Annotated in this window: 20 protein-coding genes; 8 read left to right on the top strand and 12 right to left on the bottom strand. The window is 70.4% G+C overall.

The annotated features are described in order from the left end of the window. Positions 1-5: 5 nt before the first annotated feature. From otnK to WFJ97_RS11220, 3 genes are read left to right on the top strand one after another with little or no spacing between them, the layout of a single operon-like run. Positions 6-1,253 carry a 3-oxo-tetronate kinase gene (otnK, locus tag WFJ97_RS11230; protein ID WP_336641543.1) on the top strand — a complete coding sequence of 416 codons (1,248 nt, stop codon included), beginning with the start codon at positions 6-8 and terminating at the stop codon, positions 1,251-1,253. Beyond that, positions 1,237-1,893: a class II aldolase/adducin family protein gene (locus WFJ97_RS11225; protein WP_336641542.1), complete on the top strand. Its 657-nt coding sequence runs from the start codon at positions 1,237-1,239 to the stop codon at positions 1,891-1,893. Before otnK ends, WFJ97_RS11225 begins: the two co-directional genes overlap by 17 nt. A 12-nt stretch (positions 1,894-1,905) precedes the next feature. Next, positions 1,906-2,706, top strand: a complete 801-nt coding sequence (locus tag WFJ97_RS11220; protein ID WP_247624259.1) for a DeoR/GlpR family DNA-binding transcription regulator — start codon at positions 1,906-1,908, stop codon at positions 2,704-2,706. A 178-nt stretch (positions 2,707-2,884) separates the two neighbouring features. Here WFJ97_RS11220 and WFJ97_RS11215 read toward each other — a convergent pair whose 3' ends face one another. Continuing rightward, positions 2,885-3,583: a gamma-glutamyl-gamma-aminobutyrate hydrolase family protein gene (locus WFJ97_RS11215; RefSeq protein WP_336641541.1), complete on the bottom strand. Its 699-nt coding sequence runs from the start codon at positions 3,581-3,583 to the stop codon at positions 2,885-2,887. A 138-nt stretch (positions 3,584-3,721) separates the two neighbouring features. Here WFJ97_RS11215 and WFJ97_RS11210 point away from each other — a divergent pair, with 138 nt between their 5' ends. Together WFJ97_RS11210 and WFJ97_RS11205 are read left to right on the top strand one after the other, a co-directional pair. Beyond that, the gene (locus tag WFJ97_RS11210; RefSeq protein ID WP_336641540.1) at positions 3,722-4,633 is read left to right on the top strand and encodes a LysR substrate-binding domain-containing protein; all 912 of its coding nucleotides are present in this window, start codon (positions 3,722-3,724) and stop codon (positions 4,631-4,633) included. A gap of 422 nt (positions 4,634-5,055) precedes the next feature. Then, positions 5,056-5,577 (top strand): DUF805 domain-containing protein, encoded by a 522-nt coding sequence (locus tag WFJ97_RS11205; RefSeq protein WP_336641539.1) that lies wholly within the window; start codon positions 5,056-5,058, stop codon positions 5,575-5,577. Positions 5,578-5,598: 21 nt separating this feature from the next. Here WFJ97_RS11205 and WFJ97_RS11200 read toward each other — a convergent pair whose 3' ends face one another. Genes WFJ97_RS11200 through WFJ97_RS11190 form a run of 3 tightly spaced genes read right to left on the bottom strand, consistent with a single transcriptional unit; the run spans position 5,599 to position 6,295 of the window. Continuing rightward, positions 5,599-5,820 (bottom strand): hypothetical protein, encoded by a 222-nt coding sequence (locus tag WFJ97_RS11200; RefSeq protein WP_336641538.1) that lies wholly within the window; start codon positions 5,818-5,820, stop codon positions 5,599-5,601. An 11-nt stretch (positions 5,821-5,831) separates the two neighbouring features. After that, positions 5,832-6,086 (bottom strand): hypothetical protein, encoded by a 255-nt coding sequence (locus tag WFJ97_RS11195; protein ID WP_336641537.1) that lies wholly within the window; start codon positions 6,084-6,086, stop codon positions 5,832-5,834. Further along, entirely contained in the window at positions 6,086-6,295 is a 210-nt protein-coding gene (locus WFJ97_RS11190; protein ID WP_336641536.1) for a hypothetical protein, read from the bottom strand. Before WFJ97_RS11190 ends, WFJ97_RS11195 begins: the two co-directional genes overlap by 1 nt. A 204-nt stretch (positions 6,296-6,499) precedes the next feature. On the opposite strand from WFJ97_RS11190, the gene WFJ97_RS11185 reads away from it, so the two are divergent. The 3 genes from WFJ97_RS11185 to WFJ97_RS11175 all read left to right on the top strand — a co-directional run bounded on the left by WFJ97_RS11185 (position 6,500) and on the right by WFJ97_RS11175 (position 8,746). Beyond that, complete coding sequence (locus WFJ97_RS11185; RefSeq protein WP_336641535.1) at positions 6,500-6,868, top strand: hypothetical protein; 369 nt, start codon at positions 6,500-6,502, stop codon at positions 6,866-6,868. Between the two features lie 239 nt (positions 6,869-7,107). After that, on the top strand, positions 7,108-7,812 hold the full coding sequence (locus tag WFJ97_RS11180; protein ID WP_336641534.1) for a hypothetical protein: 705 nt from the start codon (positions 7,108-7,110) through the stop codon (positions 7,810-7,812). Between the two features lie 181 nt (positions 7,813-7,993). Continuing rightward, positions 7,994-8,746, top strand: a complete 753-nt coding sequence (locus WFJ97_RS11175; protein WP_336641533.1) for a GntR family transcriptional regulator — start codon at positions 7,994-7,996, stop codon at positions 8,744-8,746. A 267-nt stretch (positions 8,747-9,013) separates the two neighbouring features. On the opposite strand, the gene WFJ97_RS11170 is transcribed toward WFJ97_RS11175, so the two are convergent. From WFJ97_RS11170 to WFJ97_RS11135, 8 genes are all read right to left on the bottom strand, one after another. Continuing rightward, positions 9,014-9,703, bottom strand: coding sequence for a hypothetical protein (locus WFJ97_RS11170; RefSeq protein ID WP_336641532.1), 690 nt, complete (start codon positions 9,701-9,703; stop codon positions 9,014-9,016). 66 nt (positions 9,704-9,769) lie between these two features. Further along, entirely contained in the window at positions 9,770-10,570 is an 801-nt protein-coding gene (locus tag WFJ97_RS11165; protein ID WP_336641531.1) for a DUF7927 domain-containing protein, read from the bottom strand. An 80-nt stretch (positions 10,571-10,650) separates the two neighbouring features. Further along, positions 10,651-12,036, bottom strand: coding sequence for an RNA polymerase sigma factor (locus WFJ97_RS11160; RefSeq protein WP_336641530.1), 1,386 nt, complete (start codon positions 12,034-12,036; stop codon positions 10,651-10,653). A 233-nt stretch (positions 12,037-12,269) separates the two neighbouring features. After that, complete coding sequence (locus WFJ97_RS11155) at positions 12,270-13,190, bottom strand: aldose 1-epimerase family protein (RefSeq protein ID WP_336641529.1); 921 nt, start codon at positions 13,188-13,190, stop codon at positions 12,270-12,272. A 27-nt stretch (positions 13,191-13,217) separates the two neighbouring features. Continuing rightward, on the bottom strand, positions 13,218-14,741 hold the full coding sequence (gene araA, locus WFJ97_RS11150; RefSeq protein ID WP_336641528.1) for an L-arabinose isomerase: 1,524 nt from the start codon (positions 14,739-14,741) through the stop codon (positions 13,218-13,220). Then, the gene (locus WFJ97_RS11145; RefSeq protein WP_336641527.1) at positions 14,738-16,381 is read right to left on the bottom strand and encodes a xylulokinase; all 1,644 of its coding nucleotides are present in this window, start codon (positions 16,379-16,381) and stop codon (positions 14,738-14,740) included. The genes araA and WFJ97_RS11145 overlap by 4 nt, the downstream gene beginning before the upstream one ends. Further along, on the bottom strand, positions 16,378-17,097 hold the full coding sequence (locus WFJ97_RS11140) for an L-ribulose-5-phosphate 4-epimerase (RefSeq protein WP_336641526.1): 720 nt from the start codon (positions 17,095-17,097) through the stop codon (positions 16,378-16,380). Before WFJ97_RS11140 ends, WFJ97_RS11145 begins: the two co-directional genes overlap by 4 nt. A 202-nt stretch (positions 17,098-17,299) precedes the next feature. Then, positions 17,300-18,298: a LacI family DNA-binding transcriptional regulator gene (locus tag WFJ97_RS11135; RefSeq protein WP_336641525.1), complete on the bottom strand. Its 999-nt coding sequence runs from the start codon at positions 18,296-18,298 to the stop codon at positions 17,300-17,302. Positions 18,299-18,400 lie beyond the last annotated feature (102 nt).

The following is an 18,400-nucleotide window of genomic DNA, read 5'->3' as shown; positions in this document are numbered from 1 at the left end:
GAACCGTGATCGACATCGGCGCCGTCGCAGACGACTTCACCGGCGCGACCGACCTCGCCATCGCGCTGCGCCAGCGCGGGTTCCGCGCGGTCGTCTCGATCGAGGACGCCCCGCTCGACCCGGCCGAGCTCGGCGATGCGGATGCCGTCGTCGTCGCCCTCAAGACCCGCACCGCCCCGGTCGGAGACGCGGTCGCCCAGTCCCTCCGCGCCGTGCGCGCCCTCGAGGCCCTCGGCTCCCGCCGCTACTACGTGAAGTACTGCTCGACCTTCGACTCCACCCCTGAGGGCAACATCGGCCCGATCCTCGACGCCGTGCTCGAGGAACTCGGCGAGACCCGCACGATCGTCGTACCCTCGTTCCCCGACAACGGCCGCACCGTCTACCGCGGACACCTGTTCGTGCACGACGAGCTCCTCGAGCACTCCCCCATGCGACAGCATCCGCTCACACCGATGACGCAGTCGCGCCTGCGCGACATCCTCGCCCCGCAGACCGCGCGCCCGATCCACGAGGTGGGGGCGGATGCCGTGTGGGCGGGCCCCGCGGCCCTGCGCAGCACCCTCGGCTCCGAGCCGGCCGGCTACACCGTCGTCGACGCGATGACCGACGCCGATCTCGAGACCATCGCGACCGCCGTCTCGGACTGGCGCGTCGTCACCGGCGGGGCGGGTCTCGCCCTCGGGATGACCGGACCGCGCCCCGGCACCCTCTCCCAGATCGAGGTCACCCCCGGCCGCCGCCTGATCGTGTGCGGCAGCGCCTCGGCGAAGACCCGCGCGCAGATCGCGCACGCCGCTCACACGCTCCCCAGCCGCAAGCTCGACATCGAGGCGATCGCCGCCGACCCCGAGCAGGTCGTGGCCGACACGGTCTCGTGGCTCGAGACGCTCGACGCCGACAGCATCCCGCTCCTCTACACCGTCGGGTCGCTCGACGACATCCGCCGCGGCCCCGAGGGCAACACCGTCTCCGGCCGGATCGAGGAAGTGCTCTCGGCGATCGTCGACCGCGCCACCGCCGAACTCGGCGTCACCCAGGTGATCGTCGCCGGCGGCGAGACCTCGGGCGCGGTCGTGCAGCGCCTCGGCATCCAGCGTCTGCTGATCGGACCGCGCATCGCCCCCGGCGTGTGCTGGAGCGCCGCCGAAACCGCGCACGGCCCCGTCACCATCGCTCTCAAGTCGGGCAACTTCGGCGCCGACGACATGTTCACCACCGCCTGGAGGGCGCTCGATGACCACTCCCACTGACGCACTCATCGCGGCCGGCGCACGCGTCGCCGCCGCCGGCATCAGCCCCGGCAGCAGCGGCAACGTCAGCATCCGCGTCGACGACGTCGTGTACATGACCGGCACCGGCACCGACCTCGGCCGCCTCACCGACGCCGACATCGCGGTCGTCACCCGCGGCGGCGAGCACCTGCGCGGCGCGAAGCCGTCGAAAGAGCTCAGCCTGCACCTCGCGTTCTACGCCAAGAACGTCGAGCACACCGCCGTCGTGCACCTGCACTCGCCGTTCGCGGTCGCCGCGAGCTGCCTCGAGCCATGGTCCGAGCACAGCGCCATCCCGCCCCTCACCCCCTACTTCGTGATGCGCGTCGGCCAGACGCCGCTGGTGCCGTTCCGAGTGCCGGGCGACCCCGACCTCGCCGCGCAGATGCTCGCGCTGCCCGGCCCGTTCCGCGCCGCACTGCTCGCGAACCACGGTCAGATCGTCTCGGCACCCGACCTCGATGCCGCCGTCGAAGCGGCGATCGAGCTCGAGGAGGCGTGCCGCATCGCGCTGCTCACCGACGGCAAGCCCCGCCGCCTGCTGCCGCCGGAAGACGTGCGCGCCCTCGCCGACCGCTGGGGCACCCCCTGGACCGAGGAATCCACCCTCGTTCGCTAGGCTGACGACGACATGACCCCCTCCGACGACGCCACCGCCACGCCGCTCATCCCCGAGCAGCGGCGCGAGCTGATCGTCAAGCACCTGCGCCGCGAGGGCGTGCTCAGCTACCGCCAGCTCACCGGCATCCTCGGCGTCAGCCACATGACGATCCGGCGCGACATCGCCGTGCTCGAAGAGGCCGGCCGCGTGCTCGCCACCCCCGGCGGGGCGAAGATCGCCTCCCGCCTGGTCACCGAGCCGTCGCGGTTCGAGAAGGCTCGTCAGGACGTCGCCGAGAAGGACGCGATGGCCCGCCACGCGGCATCCCTCGTCACCGAGTCGATGACCATCTACCTCGACGCCGGCACGACCATCCAGGCGATGCGCCCGCACCTCGAGACGGTGCAGGACCTCACGGTCGTGACCAACGACCTCGCCATCATCGCCGCGTTCCTCGACCACCCCACCGCCGACATCATCGCCATCGGCGGACGCGTCGAGAAGGCCAACCAGTCGACCACCGGGCGTCTCGCCGCCCTCACACTGCACGAGCTGTCGATCGACATCGCCTTCCTCTCGTCGTCGTCGTGGGATCTGCGCCGCGGCGTCACGACCCCGACCGAGTCGAAGATCGCGCCGAAGACCGCGGCGATCGAGAGCGCGAGCGAGACGGTGCTCGTGGCCGGCAGTTCGAAGTACGGCTCGTTCGGCCGCTACCGGGTGTTCGACCTCGAAGACCTCGACGTGATCGTCACCGATGCGGGCCTGAGCGACGCCACCGCCGCCGGCATCGAAGAGCGCGGCGTCACGGTCGTCCGCACCGGCGTCTAGACCCGCCCCGAACCGGGTCGCTGAGCCAGTCGAAGCGCCCCACGACACACCCGGCTCCTGGGCGAGCGCAGCGAGACGAAGGGCCCCGCTCCGCAGGAGATCACACGCAACGCAGGATCGGATGCCGCAAACGCTCCTCCGTTACGCGAGAACTCCTCCGCAACACGGGGCGGGACTCCTACGCCACCAACTCCCCCGCATGCACCGCTCGCAGCAGCGCGCCGAACTGCGTCGCAGCGGTGAGCGGATGCTCGGGATGCCACTGCACCCCCAGCAGGGGCAGGGTCTCGTGGGCGATGGCCTCGATCACGCCATCGCCCGATCGCGTGAGCACCACGAGCCCCTCGCCGAGTTCGTCGATGGCCTGATGGTGCGTGCACAGCGCGGGCGGCGCGAGCCCCGGCGCGACGGCCGCGAAGTCGAGTGTCGTGGGGATGAACGGCTCCGCCCCCGGCCCCCGGTGCCCGGGAACGTGCTGCAACAGACTCCCGCCGAGGGCGACGTTGAGAAGCTGATGCCCTCGGCACAGTCCGAGCAGCGGGCGCCCGGCGCCGACGGCATCCATGATCACGGCGATCTGCAGCCGGTCGGCCCGGCGTTCGTACGGCGATCGGCGCGGCCGGCGGTCCTGCTGACCGTAGAGTCCGGGTTCGATGTCGTCGCCGCCGAGGATCACGACCACATCGGCCTCTCGCGAGGCCTGCCGCAGCCCGGCCTCGGGGTCTTCGGCCGCGGCGTGCAGCGAGGCGGTCCATCCGAGCCCCTCGACGGCGGCGACGGCCGCCTCGTTGAGCGAGTCGAGGAGGGCCTGGTACCCGGCGGCGGCGCGGGGCCGGTGGGTGCGCACATGGAAGAGAGCGACGTGCGGGGCGGTCATGCGGATGCCTCGGTCATGGGTACTCCTCCAGCACCAGGAAACCGTGCGAATAACCCCAGGTCAAATGCGTTATTGATACCTTTTCGCTCGCAATCTCCCCGTAACGGAGCGGTAATACGAGACACGTATCGTGCCCTCATGGAGCTCCGTCAACTGCGCTATTTCATGGCCGTCGCCGACGAGCTCCACTTCGGCCGCGCGGCCCAGCGGCTGCACATGTCGCAGCCCCCGCTGAGCGTGCAGGTGGGCCGGCTCGAGCAGGAGGTCGGCACCGCGCTGTTCGAGCGCAGCACCCGTCGCGTCTCGCTCACCCCGGCCGGCCGGCATCTGCAGGAGCGCGCCCGTCGCATCCTCGACGAGGTCGAATCGGTGCGCTCCGACATGCGCGACTACGTCGACGGCCTCGCCGGTCACCTCACCGCGGGCTTCGTCAGCTCGGCGAACTACACCCTGCTCCCCGGCGTCGTGCAGCTCTTCCGCGCCCGCCGCGAGAAGGTCACGCTCAGCCTCGTGCCGCTCACCTCGGGCGAGCAGTTCGCCCGGCTGCGCGAGGGCACGCTCGACGTCGGCATCGTGCGCGACGAGGTGCCGCCGCAGGGGCCGGCATCCGTTCCCCTGACTTGCGAGGTCGTCTTCGCGGAGCGCCTCGTCGCCTGCCTGCCCGCCGACCACCCGCTCGCCGACCTCACCGAGGTCACTGCCGAGCAGATCGCCGGTGTACCGATGATCACCTACCCCCGCGCGCTCATGCCGGGCTTCGTCGATCGCGTGGCCGAGGTGCTCGGCGCGGGCGGCCGCACGCCCCGTGTGATCGAGGAGGTCGCACACCAGGAGACCGCGCTCGGCTTCGTCGCCGCGGGCATGGGTGCGAGCATCCTGCCCGAGTCGGTGCGCCAGCTCGTGCCGCCGTCGATCGCCGTCGTGCCGCTCGCCGGCTCACCGACGACCCAGCTGCTCGCCGTTCGCCAGGCCCGGACCGAGAGCCCCGTTCTCACCGCGTTCATCGACTGCCTGCACGACGCCGCCCGGTCGCTGCCCGTCTCGGCGTAGTCCCCGGCATCGGCTTCTCACCCCGGACCCGCCGAAAACTCACCCCGGTGGTCGCGTCACGAAAACCGATATACGGCGTCTTAACCAGTGAAGGGCTTCTTACCTTCGCCGGCCTCCCCGCCGGCAGCCGGCCTCCCCGCCGGCATCCGATCCAGGTCCCCACGACCGGATCCCGAGGGAGGGCGCCCCAACGCCCTCCCTCTTCTCTTCGCCGCCGGCGAGCCCGAGGGCGCCCGATTCGACGCACCTCAGGCTCTGACCGTCGATCCGCGCTCACCTGCACGGCCGTCGCACGTCTGCACGGGGCATCCGCCCGGATCTCCGCGCAGGCGTGCGCGTTCCGTGCAGATGACTACGACGAGCGGATGCCGCGGCTCACCGTTCCGCGAGAAGATGGTCTCGGCCCACCGTCGAGGAGACCCATGTCCGCAGCATCCGCTCCCCTGTCCCAGCCGCTGTACGGCGCGACGTTCGCGCAGGCGGTGAGCCGGTTCTTCCGTCGGTTCGCGACGTTCACCGGGCGGGCGTCGAAGAGCGAGTTCTGGTGGGTGGCGCTGTTCGTTTTCCTCGTGACGCTGGTTCCGAATGCACTCCTGACCGTCGGCCTCACCTCCGGCATCACGCACTCGATCACCAGCCAGCTGACGGTCTCGGCCGGCGCCGAGCCCGATACCGCGATGCCGGTCCGCACGACCGGCGCGGCGATCCTCGACGACCCGACGGCCGCACTGCTCATCCCGCTCGGGGCCGCGGTCGGTGGCGTCATCGCCCTCGCACTCGTGGTGCCGTGGCTCGCGCTGACCTGGCGGCGTCTGCACGATGCGGGCCTCGCCGGGGCCTGGTTCTTCCTGTCGTTCCTCCCCGCCGTCGGCGGCCTCTTCCTGCTCGTTCTCATGCTGCAGCCCGCGAAGCGGGAGGGCCGTCGGTTCGACCCGGCACCCTGACCCGGCGGGTGCACCCCGCACTCACGCCCCGGTCCGCCGCCGCCGCGACCGCTCCTCCTCGTCGAGCATCCGCCGCCGCTCCCGCCAGCCCAGGTACAGGGTGACCGCGGCGACCACGAAGCTGACGAGCGCTGCGAACCCGACCCACACCCCGGTGGATCCGAATGCGAGCGAGAGCCCGAACAGCATCCCCGCGCCCAAGAAGAGCACGCCCTGCGCCAAGAACCACCGCCAGCGCGACATCCGCCCGCCCCTCAGCCTTCATCCGGCTCGAATACGAATGCCGCGGCCATCGCCCGATATCGACGGCTGCTCGGTCGGCGCGGCGTCACGCGCTCACGCACGCGCTCGCGCAGCGCGAGCGCGAACCCCAGCGCTGACACCGTGAACACCAGGATCAGGGTGAGGATCGCCTCGACGATACGCCTGTCGTCGTGCACGAGGAGGAGGAGGCCACCGACGAGCAGGAACACGACTCCTTGCAGGAGGTACGCGCGCTTCCTCTCCATCACGGGCGGCTGTCCGCATCGGTCACCCGTCGCCCGCGACGACTCTCGCGCAGCGCCCGGGTGAGCATGATCCCCGACGACAGGAACGCCGCGGGGAGAACGAGCGCGACCCACCAGCTCACGCCGACCGCCGCGGTGACGAGCGAGAACCCCACGGCGCCGAGGAACAGTACCCCCGCCTGTCCGAGATTCCACTTCCACTGTTCCATGACCGCTTCCCCCGTCGTATCGCGCCGGGGTCGCGTCGCGCGCACGCCCCCCTCATCCACATGACGAGATCGCCCGCAGGATCGGTCGCATCCGGGGGCATCCCGCCCGATCTCCGGCATCCGCGTTGGAAATCGACGCCGAACTCGTCTCCTAGAGGGGCATCGCGCCCGCATCGTTCGACCCCGGGGGAAAGGTACGAAGACATGAGCGAGGGAATCCCTCTCTGGTCACCGGCCGTGCTGATGGCGCCGGACTCCGCCGCGCACGCGCGCTTCCACGTGCACGGCGACGCGGATGCCGTGGCGTGCGCCGTCGAGCAGATCGTCATCGGCGGCGAGCATACCGATCTGCAGGTGGACGATTCGCGGCGGCATCTGCGATTCCGCACCCCGCGCACGATCTGGAGCTGGGAGCTGGAGGTCGGCGTCACGTCGACCCCGATGCGCCGCGGGTGCGAGGTGCTGATCTCACTCGACGTCGCGCCCGACCGCCCGTTCAGCCCGCACGACGCCGAGAAGAACGTCGCCGCTCTCGAGCAGATCCGCCGGCAGATCGAAGCCGCGATCGTTTGATCTCCGGGATCGGCGACAGATTCCTGCACCCCACCCGTCAATAGAGGTGGGAGCGGAGTCTCGGTCTTCGCTCCCACCCTCGATCCGGGAATATCGAGGCCACAGGTGGGCGGCATGGGGGTGTCGCCCACCGAAGGTGGCCGGCACCTCTCTCATGCAGGTGCCGGCCACCCCGGGTGGGGATTACTCCCCATGTCGGCAGCCATAGCCACGGCACGGGTTTCGCTATGCTCGGGCGCATGAGCCTGGCCACCGTCCAACACCAACTGTCCACTCCCGAAGGTTTCGCGAAGGCCGTCGACGGCAAACGCACCATCGCCAGCCTCGGCTGGACGAGCCTCGGGCTCGGCGTCGCGGCTTTCGCCTTCAATCTCTTCTCGACCGGTCAGGCCGTCGACTGGGCGTGGGAGTACATTCCGCAGCTGCTCTTCCGTCCCGACCTCTTCGAGTATTCGAGCGGACGCAGCGAGGCGTGGTCGTACGTCTACTCCTTCGCGCCCCTCGTCCTCGTGCCCCTCGCCATCATCCTGCTCATCGTGCACTTCGCGACGCGCAAGAACGCGGGCGCGAACCTCTTCACCGACTTCCAGTCGCGCGGCTGGGTCGGCAAGCAGCGCTACACCGGACTACAGGTCAAGAACGGCAACCAGACGGTCGACACCGTGCTGATCTCGCACCCGAGCATCCCCGACGAGAGCTTCGACGCGATCGCCCTGCAGTTCCAGACCTACGTCACGAGCCTCGACAAGAAGGCCCTCAAGGCCTTCACCGCCAGCGCGACCAAGGCAGGGGTGCTCACCGGCATCCCCGCCGCCGTGATCGCACCGGGCATCCCCGCGGAGGTCGTCATCGCACCGGCACAGGGCAAGAGCGAGTTCGCCGTCGTCGTCCCCCCGGCTCCCGGCTCGACCGCCAAGTTCAAGGTGCTGCCCATCAAGAGCTGATTTCCTGCACTCCGTCGCCAAATCGACGAGCGAGCGTCAGATTCCTGATGCTCGCTCGTCATTCTTTTGAGGGGTAGTCGGTTCCCTCATCTACGCGGCTGCTCCAGGGGAGTGTCGCGTGAAGGGGGCGGAGTGTGGTGCGCCGCCCCCTTCACCCTCACAGTGAGTCGATTGGTGATAGATGAGCGTCATCCTGGACGAAGCCCGCGTACGGCCCCGCAGTGCACTGAAAGAACCCCACCCGGCCGAAGATCTGGCCCCGGCCGACCCGAGCCCAGAGATTCCCGCCACTCCACGGCAGGAGATCTACGACGGCTCCGAGCTGCGCCGCGAGCGCCGCTTCCTCGGTGACGACGCCTTCTCCGAGATCGGATCGGCGATCGCCTCCGGCTCCCTCGAAGACGGCGAGCTGCTGCGCGACCGCGAACTGGCCGAGCAGATGGGCATCTCCCGCACGCCGGTGCGCGAGGCCATCCTGCAGCTGCAGCAGATCGGGCTCGTCGAGATCCTGCCGTCCCGGCGCACGCGCGTGACGCCGCTGACCCGTCAGATCGCCGAGGACTGCCGGCGCTGGGCGGGCTACTGCGGGGGCATCGCCGCCCGCCAGGCGGTCGCGTCGCTGTCGACGACGGATGCCGAGACCGCCGTCTCCCGCATCGATGGGCTGCTCGAGGCCATCGGCTCGCCCGCCGAAGCGGCGACGGCCGCGCTCGAACTCCTGCTCTTCCTGTCGGCACGCGCCGGCAGCCCGATCCTCCACGCCGAGATCACCGAGCGCCAGTTCTCGCTGTTGCGGGCACTGCGCCGGCTCTCGTACTCATCGCACGAGGTCGACGCCGCGCGCGCCGGCAGCCGCGATCTCGCCTCCGCGATCGCCCGCCGCGATGGCGACGAAGCCGAGGTCGCGATGCGCCGCATCTTCGGAGTCCGCTAGAAGCTCTACGAAGGGCCCGGGTGCACGCGTTCCGCGTTGCCCCGGGCCCTTCGTCGTATGCCGGTGCGTGGGGGGTGCTTCGACAGGCTCAGCAACCCAGTAAAGAAACTGGGTCCCTGAGCTTGTCGAAGCCCCACTGAAACTGGGTCCCTGAGCTTGTCGAAGCCCCACTGAAACTGGGTCCCTGAGCTTGTCGAAGGGCCCCACCACGAGATTCAAGTGAAGAAACTGGGTCCCTGAGCTTGTCGAAGGGCCCCACCACGAGATTCAGCGGCTTTCGGGCGTCTCGACCTCGGCATCCGTCGGCTGCGACTCGCGCCGCGCGTACCCGACCCATGCGTCGCGCTTGGCCGCTTCCTCTGCGGCGCGACGACGGCGCTGCAGCACGATGAACACGACCGCGAGCGCGATCAGCACCACGACCAAGCCGATTCCCACCGCGAGCAGGATGCCGGGCAGCGGACTGACCTCGGTCTGCACGTCGTCGACGCCGTCGATCAGATCCGCCGAGGCGGTGCGCACGAGCGGACTCGTCCCATCGCCGACGTAGAGGCTGAGCAACGCGGTCGCCCGCAGCTCGGCCTCGGGGATGTCGCCGATCCGCGCGGGGATCTCGATCGTCCTCGTCTCGGCCGCTCCGAGGGTGAGCGACCAGGTCGCCTCGTTTCCGTCGACCTCGGCACCGTCGAGCGACCCCAGCGAGACATAGGCGGGCGGGGTGAGCACCACACGGGCGTTCACGGCCTCCCCCCTGTTCGCGATCTCGGCGGTGTAGGTGATCCGCTCCCCCGCGGCGAGGGCCTCGGCGTCGCTCGTGAGAGTGACGGCGATGTTCGGCGCCGACTGCTCGGCGGCGGCCGCCGGAGCCCCACCGAAGCCGAGCAGGCCCAGCACCGGCAGCGCGATCGCGAGCACGGCCGCAAAACGGGTGACAGTTAAGAGATGTATGCGTGACATGTCGTGGATGCGGTGAACGGGCGAGGCCTGATGGCCCCGCCCGTTCACCTCTGCCTTACTTCTCGATTACTCCGTGATGTTCTGACGACGGCGCACCAGGAGCAGTGCGAGTCCGGCGAGGATCGCCAGCGTCGCGACTCCGAGGCCCCCGCCCACGATCCACGGGTTCAGACCCGTGGTCGCCAGCGGCGGGGCCGGCGGCGTGACCGTCGTGGTGACCGAGCACGCGTCGCCGCACGCTCCGCCGTCACCGGGGAGCACCGCGTTCACGAGCTCACGGTCGCCCGCGAGGGGATCGTTGACCGTGACGCTGTAGGTGACCGAGACGACCTGGCCGACATCGAGCGCACCCGCCCAGCTCAGCACCGGCTCGTCGTAGGTCGCGCCGTTCGTCGCATCGTCGTTGTACGTCGCGTCGTCGAGCACCTCCGAGAGGTCGTCCGTGAACGAGGCGGGGTTCTCGTCGGTGTACGCGACCGCACCCGTGTTGCCGATGGCGATCGTGTAGGTCACGGTCTCACCGGCGGCCGTGGTCGTCGTGTCGACGGACTTCGAGACCTCGTACGCCGCGATCGGAGTGTTCGTGATGCACGACCCCTCCTCGAGGCACTCGCCACCGTCACCCGGGGCGACGGCGTTGGCGAGGTCGAGGTCGCCCGTCGCGGGAGCGTTCACGGTCACCGAGTAGGTGAGCGTGACGCTCTCCTCCACCGGGATCGCGAGCGACCACGACAGGACCGGTGCGGCGTAGGTCGCACCGTTCGAGGCGTCTCCGTTGTACGACGCGTCGTCGAGCACACCCGAGAGGTCGTCGGAGACCGTGGCCGGGGCATCCGCCGTGAAGGCAGCTGCCCCGGTGTTGGTCACTGGGGAGGGTCGAGTGGGGAACAACTCCCCACACTTAGTTGACGGACCAGGTGACCGAATCTGTCGGTGGAACGCGAAAGTCAGTCGCCGACGGTGCCGCGCGCCGTGCCGTTGAGCATCGCGCCGCCTTCGGTACGACCGTCGAAGCCGATGTCGAACGTGACCTCGGCGGCCGGAGCGTGCGTGACCTCGAACCGTCCGCCGCTGGGCGACTCGCGGTCGGTGGTGCACGCGACATCGCCGCCCTCGACCAGGCAGGTCCAGCCGCTCGGCGCGGTGATCGACGCGATGTCGACCGACAGATCCATCCGCAGCGTGCCCAGCGTGAACGACTCGTCCTGCACGGTGATCGCCATGTCGAACTCGCTGTGCTCGGCGTCGACCGTCTCCGAAGTCATCTCCAGTGAACCCAGTGGGGTCTCGGCGAAGAACCACGTCTTCGTGACGAAGGTCACCACGACCACCGTCATGAGCACGAGCGCCGTCGCGGCGGACGCCAGCATCGCCGTCGTGCGCGCCCACTCCTGCCAGACCGACGACCCGGAGCCGGCATCGGTCGGAGCATCGGCGGGAGCATCGGCCTCCGACACCGAGGCACCCGTCCCGTCGACCGGCTGCTCGCTGGCCTCGGCCGAGCCCGACGGGCCGGCCAGTGCCACCGCTCCCGCGAGCGGCAGTGCGCCGAGAGTCGCGAGCCCGGCGAATCGTTTCCACGACCGACGGCAATACGGGCAGGTGCGGTAGTGATCGGCCGAGCGTCCGCCCTTCGTGTCCTCGGGAGTGTCACCCACCGCATCGGGCAGGAGCTGAGCCGCCGCCACGCACTCCGGTCGAGCGTTCTCCTCGAGCAGCAGCCTCAGGGTCGCGCGCCGCAGATTCGCCTTCGCCCGACGCGACAGAGAATAGATCGCGGATGCCGGACGCGCCATGTGGTCTTCGAGATCGCGCGGCTTGCGCCCCTCGAGCACGGTCGCGACGAGTACGCGCTGCTGGTCGGACGGCAACTCGGCGAGCGCCTTGCGCACGATCGCCAGCTCCGACTCGATCTCGAGCTCGCGAATCCGCGGATCGGCGTTCGACGCAGGCTCCTCGACGTTGTCGAGAGGTGCGACCCTCGAACGCGGCGAGCGGAAGTCGTCGCGGATGCGGTTGCGCATGGTCTGCGCGATGTACGCCGGCACGTTCTCGGTCGGCCCCGTGCCCTGCGACCACTTCGCGAGCACCATCAGCAGCGCATCGCCGAGCAGATCATCGGCATCGTGGGTGATGCCCGCCACGCGCTTGGAGGTGAGGGTCAGCGACGGCAGCATCAGTGAGAAGTACTCGCCCGCCGCGTCGCGATCGCCGCTGGCAGCCCTCCGCACGAGCTCCGCCATGGCTTCGGGAGCGAGGGAGGGCCCGTCGACGGATTCATCCTCGCCGCCGGGAGCGGCATCCGACGCATCCGGGGGAAGCGCGTCCGTCATGGCTTTCCTCATCGAGTCGCAGGGGCGGGAGCGCAGCCGATCGAGCATGCTGTCGCCGAGCGGCAACGATACACCGCCGAGCCGACGCGTGGCATCACCAAGCGTCGGTTCGGGGGCGAACTGTGGATAAGTGAGGGCGATTGTTGCGGGCCCTTCTCGGGTGGGCCCGCACTCTCAAGACGAGATCGACCCGCGGATCTGTCGGTATCAGACGGCGGTGTCAGACGGCGGTGTCAGACGGCGGAGATGCGCCAGGCCGCCTCGTGCGACTCCCCGGGCTCGAGCACCACCAGGTCGACGCCCGAGTTGAAGGCATCCGGCGGGCACGTCATCGGCTCGACGGCGAGGCCGATCCGGTTCGTCTCGGGCAGCGGAGTGTCGGCCGTGTGCACCTGCACCCACGGGCAGCGCTCGTCGAACGTGATCGCGACGCCGTGGCCGTCGGCCGCGAGCACCGTCACCGCGGCGACGCCCGACGGATGCCGCTCGAGAGACGTGAACGCGTGGTCGATGAACGTCTCACCGATCAGTCGCTCCTCACGGAAATCGAACTCGGGCACCAGCTCGACGGCCTCGACGCGCACCGGGCTCAGGCGATCCTCGGTCACGAGCAGCACCTCGGATGCCGGCAGGCTCAGCGTCCAGGCATCCACCCCGCCGTCGCCCGCCCACAGGTACGGGTGCGGTCCCGTGCCCCACGGCGCGGGCACGTCGTCGACGTTCGTCGCGGTCACCGTCTGGGTGAGTCCGTCGATGCCGACCGCGTACTCGGTCTGCACCGTCACGCGGAACGGATAGCCGTCCTGCGCGGGGATCGTCGCCTCGAGCGTCACCCGATCGGATGCCGTCGCCACCGCGTCCCACTCGGCCCAGGCGAGCAGCCCGTGCAGGGCGTGTCCGCGCGCGGGTTCGGTCAGCGCGAGCTGGTGGTCGACACCGCCGAACGAGTAGATGCCGTCGACGACGCGGTTCGGCCACGGGGCGAGGGTCGCTCCGCGGTAGGCGGGGCGCACGGCATCCGCGTCGAAGGGAACGACCAGATCGCGACCCTGGAAGGTCAACGCGCGCAGGGAGGCGCCGACGCTCGCGATCGTCGCCTCGTAGCCGTCGGAGAAGATCGTGAACTGGCGGCCGGAACGGGGGGTGGTGGTCATTGGATCCACGTTACTTGTGCGGGCGGGTCACAGGCCCTGGGCGAGGCGGTGGTAGGCCTGGTTCCAGCGCACCTGCTGCTGGAACTCGGGCAGGCGGGTCGTGTCGTCGATCACGAGCAGTTCGACCTCCGCCATCTCGGCGAAGTCGCGGAACGCCTCGATGCCCACGGCCGTCGACATCACGGTGTGGTGCGCGGCTCCGGCGGTGAGCCAGGCGGCGGCGCTGGTCGGGAAGTCGGGCTGCGGCTTCCAGACGGCACGGCCGACGGGGAGCTTCGGCAGCGCCGCGGTCGGCTCCACGTTCTCGACGACGTTGGCCGTGAGGCGGAACCGATCGCGCATGTCCGACAGCGCCACCACGACCGCCGGGCCCGGGTCGGCCGTGAACACGAGGCGCACCGGGTCGTCCTTGCCGCCGATCCCCAGCGGATGCACCTCGAGCGTCGGCTGCTGCGACGACAGCGACGGCGAGACCTCGAGCATGTGCGCCCCGAGGATCACCTCCTCGCCCGGGGTCATGTCGTAGGTGTAGTCCTCCATCAGGCTCGCGCCACCGGGCAGACCCGCACCCATCACGTTGGCGACGCGCACGAGCAGCGCGGTCTTCCAGTCGCCCTCGGCGCCGAAGCCGTAGCCCTCGGCCATCAGGCGCTGCACCGCGAGACCCGGCAGCTGCTTCAGCGCACCGAGGTCTTCGAACGAGGTCGTGAACGCCCCGAACCCGCCCTCCTCGAGGAACGAGCGCAGACCGATCTCGATCGCCGCCCCGTCGCGCAAGGACTGGTGGCGCTCTCCCCCGCGACGCAGCTCGGGCGCCACGGCGTAGAGCTCTTCATACTCGGCGACGAGAGCGTCGATCTCGGCATCCGAGGCGGCGGCGACGGCATCCGCCAGGTCGTTCACGCCCCAGGTGTTGACCTGCACGCCGAATCGAAGCTCGGCCTCGGTCTTGTCGCCCTCGGTGACCGCGACGAAACGCATGTTGTCGCCGAACCGGGCCAGCTTCAGCGACCGCGCCGCCGCGAGGCCGGCCGCCGCGCGCTGCCAGCTCGCGAGCTCGGCGCGCACGCGCGGGTCGCTCGCGTGACCGACGATCGTCTTGCGCGGGACGCCGAGGCGCGTCTGGATGTACCCGAACTCGCGGTCGCCGTGCGCGGCCTGGTTGAGGTTCATGAAGTCGAAGTCGATCTCGTTCCACGGCAGCGCCACGTTGTGCTGCGTGTGCAGGTGCGCGAGCGGCTTGCGCAGGCTGTCGAGGCCGGTGATCCACATCTTCGCCGGGCTGAACGTGTGCATCCAGGCGACGACGCCGATCACGCGGTCGTCGGCGTTCGCGTCGAGGGCGATGCGGCGGATCGCCTCGGAGTCGGTGAGCACCGGCTTCCAGACGATGCGCACCGGCACGTCGTCGGCCGCGTCGAGGATGCCGGCGATCTCGTGCGACTGGGCGGCGACCTGAGCGAGGGTCTCCGGGCCGTAGAGGTGCTGGCTGCCGGTGAGGAACCAGACCTCGTAGCCGTCGAGCGACGTGGTCAGCGGGGTGCGGGTCATGAGGCGTCCTTCTTGAGGTCCGGGCGGGGGTCCTGGCTGGTTCCCTGCGTGGGCAGGGCGGTGATGGCGGCGGCCTCGATGGCGAGGCCCGCGCGGTAGCGGTCGAGGTAGTCGGCGAACCCGGCGACGTCGGTCGGGTCGGGTTCGGCGGTGACGACGGATGCCCCGGCGAAGACGGTCTCGTCGAGATAGGCGGCGAGCGGTCGGTCGGCCTGATCGAGGTACGCGGCGAGCACCGCGATGCCCCACGCTCCGCCCTCGGCGGCGAGATCGCCGACGTCGACCGGGGTGTCGAGGGCCGCGGCGAGGAAACGCTGGGCCACACCCGCCGTGCGGAACAGGCCGCCGTGGGCGAACATCCGCTCGATCCGCACGCCGTCGTCGGCGAGGATCCGCATGCCGAGGGCGAGCGTGCCGAAGACGCCGTAGATCTGCGCGCGCATCACGTTCGCGAGGGTGAACGCGGCATCCGGGGTGCGCACGAAGAGCGGGCGGCCCTGGTCGAGTCCGACCACGGGCTCGCCGGCGAGATGGTTGTAGGCGAGCAGGCCACCGGCATCCGGATCGCCCTGCAGGGCCTCGGCGAACAGGGTGGCGAAGACCTGATCCTCGTCGACGAACTGCCCGTTCGCGACCGTGAACCGGTGGAACAGCGCCGCCCAGGCGCCGAGCTCGCTCGCACCGTTGTTGCAGTGCACCATCGCGACCGTCGCGCCGGCGGGCGTCGTGACGAGGTCGAGCTCTTCGTGCACGGTGGGCAGCGGCTTCTCGAGCACCACCATCGCGAAGATGCTCGTGCCCGCGCTGACGTTGCCGGTGAGCGGGGCGACCGAGTTCGTCGCCACCATGCCGGTGCCCGCGTCGCCCTCCGGCGGGCAGAGCGGAATACCGGGCTGGAGCGCGCCGGTCGGGTCGAGAAGCGCGGCCCCCTTGGGGGTGAGGGCGCCGGCATCCGCCCCCGCCGGGAGCACGGCCGGGAGCAGCGGGCGGAGGTCGCGACCGGTGTGGTCGCGATAGGCCTGGAGCAGGCGCTCGTCGTAGTCGATCGTGGCGGAATCGATCGGGAACATGCCCGAGGCATCCCCCACTCCGAGCACGGTACGACCGGTCAGGCGCTCGTGCACGTAGCCCGCGAGGGTGGTGATCGACGCGACGTCGGCGACGTGGGATTCGCCGTCGAGCGCGGCCTGGTGCAGGTGCGCGACCGACCATCGCTGAGGGATGTTCACGCCCAGAACCTCGGTGAGCTCGGCCGAGGCCTCGCCCGTGCTCGTGTTGCGCCAGGTGCGGAAGGGCACGAGCAGAGTGCCGTCGGCGTCGAAGGCGAGGTAGCCGTGCATCATCGCCGATATACCGATCGCCCCGAACGAGGAGGGGCGGATGCCGTGGCGCTCCTGCGCGTCGTCGACCAGTGCGGCGTACGCCTCCTGCAGCCCCGACCACACCTCCTCGAGCGGATAGGTCCAGCGGCCGTCGATGAAGCTGTTCTCCCACGTGTGCGACCCGGTCGCCAGCACCTCGGCGGTGTCGGCGTCGATCAGGCAGGCCTTGATGCGGGTCGATCCGAGCTCGATGCCGAGGGCGGTGCGGTTGCGCGCGATGATCTCGGCGTTGGTCCCCGAGCTCCGACGAAGGGTCATCGGCGGGCGTCCGCACTCTGGCCGTACACGTTCTGGTACCGGTCGAACAGACGGTCGATCGCCTCCGGCGGGAGGGGGATCACCGGGCCGGCCTCGCGGGCGTAGTGCACGGTGCGGGCGACGTCTTCGACCATGACCGCGGCCTTCACGGCATCCTTCGCGTCGACGCCGATCGTGAACGGCCCGTGGTTCTGCATCAGCACCGCACGGCTGCGGTGACCGCTGAGCGTCTCGACGATGCCGCGACCGATCGAGTCGTCGCCGATGATCGCGAACGGGCCGACCGGGATCGGGCCGCCGAACTCGTCGGCCATCGCCGTGATGACGCAGGGGATCTCCTCACCGCGCGCCGCCCAGGCGACCGCGAACGTGGAGTGCGTGTGCACGACCCCGCCGACCTCGGGCATGTGGCGGTAGACGTAGGCGTGCGCCGCGGTGTCGCTCGAGGGGCTCCGCTCGCTGCCGGGGGCGCCGGGGATCGCGGTGCCGTCGAGATCGCAGAGGATCATGTTCTCGGGCGTGAGATCGTCGTAGCTCACGCCCGAGGGCTTGATCACGAACAGGTCGGCTCCGGGCACACGACCCGAGACGTTGCCACCGGTCCAGACGACCAGGCCGTTGCGCACGAGTTCGCCGTGCAGGCGGGCGACATCGGCGCGGGTGCGGTCGATCGCCGCCTGGATGTCGGGGGCGTATCGGGGGGCGTCGTCGCTCATGGCACCTCGTCGTGGTTTCGACTGTGACCGGTCACAGTTCGTGTCACGGAGAGCCTACGGCCGGGTCGGTGGCGGGGTCAAGCGGCCGGGCGGCCGCACCTTCGGGAGGAGATCTCACGCAACGGAGGACCGCTTGCGGCATCCGCTCCTGCATTGCGCGTGATCTCCTCCCGCCACGCGCGCCGGGTCCCCGAGAAACGCCTCAGACCGACGGGGCCGCGATCGAGTCGCGCACCACGAGTTCGGGCACGATCGACTCCGCGGATGCCGCAGCGCCCCCGGCGATCACCGACGCGACCGCCCGCCGTGCGAGCTCGTCGAAGTCCTGCCGCACCGTCGTCAACCGCGGCCAGGCGTACGCCGCCTCCGGCAGATCGTCGAAGCCGACGACGCTGATCTCCCCCGGCACCGCGACACCTGCGGCGTGCAGCGCGCCGATCAGCCCGAGCGCCATCTGGTCGTTCGCGGCGAACACCGCCGTGGCTCCGGCGTCGCGCAGCGCCTGCGCCGCCTCGAACCCGGCGCGCGCGGTCCAGTCACCGACCACGGTGAGCACGGACTCCAGCCCCCGGGCTGCGAGCTCGGCCGCGAACCCCTCGGCACGGGACTCCGCCTCGAGCCAGTCGGCGGGTCCGGCGAGGTGGGCGATGCGAGTGTGCCCGGCATCCGCCAGCGCCCCCACCGCCAACCGCGCACCGGCGACCTGGTCGACGCCGACCCCGCGCGCATCGTGGCCGGCCGAGTGCAGGGTCACGATCGGAACCCCGACCGTGACGGTGTCGAGCATCCGCAACGTGCGGGCGTGGGGGGCGACGACGAGGATCCCCTCGACCCCCTGGGCGACGAGGTGATCGACCGCGGCCGACACCGACGCCGCGTCATCGGCATCCGCGAAGGCCGCGCTCACCCAGTACCCGGCGGCGCGGGCGGATGCCTCGATCGCCGCGATGCTGCGCGAGGGTCCGAACTGCAGGGCGTCGGAGGCGAGGATCCCGAGCGTGCGCGACCGGCGCGTGCCCAGGGCGCGGGCGGCGTTGTTCATGCGATAGCCGAGCTCACCCATCGCCTTCTCGACCCGCTCGCGTGTGGCGTCGGCGACATCCGGATGCGCGTTCAGCACGCGCGAGACGGTCTGCCGAGACACTCCGGCGAGCGCGGCGACATCGCGCACTCCGACCGCCCGCCCACTGTTGTCCACCACGTCGAGGAGTCTAGGCGGCGCGGCATCCCGTCCCTAACTCAGGACGATCGGGCCGAAACGCATCCGAAAGCCCCGGTTTGGGGCCCGAATCCGCAGTTTGTC

Source organism: Microbacterium sp. USHLN272, assembly GCF_037149655.1.
Classification (GTDB): Bacteria; Actinomycetota; Actinomycetes; order Actinomycetales; family Microbacteriaceae; genus Microbacterium; species Microbacterium galbinum.
This window is presented reverse-complemented; position numbering and strand designations above follow the sequence as displayed.

What these genes read in the sequence shown, in the direction of transcription:
- WFJ97_RS11195 (WP_336641537.1), bottom strand. Translation starts at nt 6,086, where the DNA reads ATGGAGAGGAAGCGCGCGTACCTCCTGCAAGGAGTCGTGTTCCTGCTC.
- WFJ97_RS11205 (WP_336641539.1), top strand. Translation starts at nt 5,056, where the DNA reads ATGTCCGCAGCATCCGCTCCCCTGTCCCAGCCGCTGTACGGCGCGACG.
- WFJ97_RS11200 (WP_336641538.1), bottom strand. Translation starts at nt 5,820, where the DNA reads ATGTCGCGCTGGCGGTGGTTCTTGGCGCAGGGCGTGCTCTTCTTGGGC.
- WFJ97_RS11210 (WP_336641540.1), top strand. Translation starts at nt 3,722, where the DNA reads ATGGAGCTCCGTCAACTGCGCTATTTCATGGCCGTCGCCGACGAGCTC.
- WFJ97_RS11220 (WP_247624259.1), top strand. Translation starts at nt 1,906, where the DNA reads ATGACCCCCTCCGACGACGCCACCGCCACGCCGCTCATCCCCGAGCAG.
- WFJ97_RS11225 (WP_336641542.1), top strand. Translation starts at nt 1,237, where the DNA reads ATGACCACTCCCACTGACGCACTCATCGCGGCCGGCGCACGCGTCGCC.
- WFJ97_RS11180 (WP_336641534.1), top strand. Translation starts at nt 7,108, where the DNA reads ATGAGCCTGGCCACCGTCCAACACCAACTGTCCACTCCCGAAGGTTTC.
- WFJ97_RS11145 (WP_336641527.1), bottom strand. Translation starts at nt 16,381, where the DNA reads ATGACCCTTCGTCGGAGCTCGGGGACCAACGCCGAGATCATCGCGCGC.
- WFJ97_RS11215 (WP_336641541.1), bottom strand. Translation starts at nt 3,583, where the DNA reads ATGACCGCCCCGCACGTCGCTCTCTTCCATGTGCGCACCCACCGGCCC.
- WFJ97_RS11170 (WP_336641532.1), bottom strand. Translation starts at nt 9,703, where the DNA reads ATGTCACGCATACATCTCTTAACTGTCACCCGTTTTGCGGCCGTGCTC.
- WFJ97_RS11185 (WP_336641535.1), top strand. Translation starts at nt 6,500, where the DNA reads ATGAGCGAGGGAATCCCTCTCTGGTCACCGGCCGTGCTGATGGCGCCG.
- WFJ97_RS11190 (WP_336641536.1), bottom strand. Translation starts at nt 6,295, where the DNA reads ATGGAACAGTGGAAGTGGAATCTCGGACAGGCGGGGGTACTGTTCCTC.
- WFJ97_RS11160 (WP_336641530.1), bottom strand. Translation starts at nt 12,036, where the DNA reads ATGACGGACGCGCTTCCCCCGGATGCGTCGGATGCCGCTCCCGGCGGC.
- WFJ97_RS11140 (WP_336641526.1), bottom strand. Translation starts at nt 17,097, where the DNA reads ATGAGCGACGACGCCCCCCGATACGCCCCCGACATCCAGGCGGCGATC.
- WFJ97_RS11155 (WP_336641529.1), bottom strand. Translation starts at nt 13,190, where the DNA reads ATGACCACCACCCCCCGTTCCGGCCGCCAGTTCACGATCTTCTCCGAC.
- WFJ97_RS11175 (WP_336641533.1), top strand. Translation starts at nt 7,994, where the DNA reads ATGAGCGTCATCCTGGACGAAGCCCGCGTACGGCCCCGCAGTGCACTG.
- araA (WP_336641528.1), bottom strand. Translation starts at nt 14,741, where the DNA reads ATGACCCGCACCCCGCTGACCACGTCGCTCGACGGCTACGAGGTCTGG.